3 protein-coding genes are annotated in these 1,436 nt (G+C 31.6%); all 3 read right to left on the reverse strand.

Annotated features, from left to right (window positions below):
• Window positions 1-254: TOTE conflict system archaeo-eukaryotic primase domain-containing protein (locus ACQY5W_RS12980; RefSeq protein ID WP_428025395.1), on the reverse strand; the 254-nt coding region annotated here is incomplete at its 3' end.
• The gene (locus ACQY5W_RS12985) at window positions 223-681 is read right to left on the reverse strand and encodes a bactofilin family protein (RefSeq protein ID WP_428025396.1); all 459 of its coding nucleotides are present in this window, start codon (window positions 679-681) and stop codon (window positions 223-225) included. The genes ACQY5W_RS12980 and ACQY5W_RS12985, both read right to left, overlap by 32 nt.
• Window positions 627-1,436: M23 family metallopeptidase (locus tag ACQY5W_RS12990; protein ID WP_428025397.1), on the reverse strand; the 810-nt coding region annotated here is incomplete at its 5' end. The genes ACQY5W_RS12985 and ACQY5W_RS12990, both read right to left, overlap by 55 nt.

The following is a 1,436-nucleotide window of genomic DNA, read 5'->3' on the forward strand; positions in this document are numbered from 1 at the left end:
AAAAGGGGTAAGTAATCCTCACCTTGGAAAGTTTTAGTTACGGGGAAATAAGACTCTTTAGTAGAGTCTTTACTAACCCATTTTTTTAAGTATACATCAGGACGAGATATAAATAAAGATTTAAATAATTCAATCTTTTCATCTTTATTTAACTCTTTTTTATATAACTCTTTTTCTAAAAGAGCTATCTCTTTTTCAATATTTTCTTTGTCTTGGTAAAGCTTATTTAATCTTTTCTGTACTTGGGTTTGCATGCGGACTATCTTCTTGTTTACTTGATACAAAACCACCAATTCTATTTTCGATTTCGTTATATCTACTTTTAAGTTCAGAATTTTTTCTACTTACTCTTCCCTCAAATTTAGCATCTTCTTCGATAATTAAATCATTATAAGTAAAGTCACCAATAACTTTTCCTGCAGATAAAACTTGCATAATATTACAATCTATTTTACCATCAAAAAAACCGCTAATAACAACATGGTTTGCCTTAACATCACCAATTACTTCGCCAGTTTTTCCAATAGAAATCGCATCAGCTTCTAGTATAACACCCTCAAACTTACCATCAATATGAACTGTACCTTGTGTAGAAATTCCACCAATTATACAAGTCCCTTTAGCAATTACAGTTGCCCCAGCTTGTGATGTTCCTTTATTAGCTTTACTAAATACTCCCACTTTACTCTCCTTTGTTTAGCAAATATTGATTCATACTTCTTTAAATCCCAATTAATAAAATCCCTTGGATTTAAAACCATACTTGCATATCTTACTTCATAATGTAGATGAGGACCAGTACTTCGTCCCGAATTTCCAGTCATTCCAATAACTTGGTTTTTCTTTATCACATCCCCAAGTTTAACCTTAGTTTGTTTTAAATGAGCATAAACCGTTTCAAACCCAAAATTATGTGCAATAATGATAACTCTTCCAAAATCACCACTATCTCTTGATTGAACATATCTCACAACACCATCAGCTGTTGCATATACTGGTGTTTTAAGATGTGCCCTTAAATCAATTCCCCTATGGAATTTTCTCTCATGTGTCACAGGGTGTATTCTATACCCAAAACTAGCAGATACTCGTATTTGTTCGAGTGGCTTACCATTTGGTATAGTTGAAAGCATATACATTTTTTGTGCTGGTGTTATTTTAGTCAAAGTAGCCTTTGTAATAGATATTTGCTCATTGGAATCTCTTTTTAACCCAACAATCTCTTCTATAGTATCTAGTTTACTACTTAACTCCTCAATATCTTGAACTTTACCCTTAATTTGCATAGAGTAAAAAAGATTTTGAGCTTGAAGTTTTTTCTCTTTTTCAGTTAATATGGAAATCTCTTGTTCTTTTTTCTCTTTGATTTCGTTAATTTCAGTAGTCAAAAAAGATATAAACCAAAATGCCCCAGCTATTACAAAAAAAGTTACAAC

Origin of the sequence: Arcobacter sp. (assembly GCF_050300555.1) — a bacterium.
GTDB lineage: Bacteria > Campylobacterota > Campylobacteria > Campylobacterales > Arcobacteraceae > Arcobacter.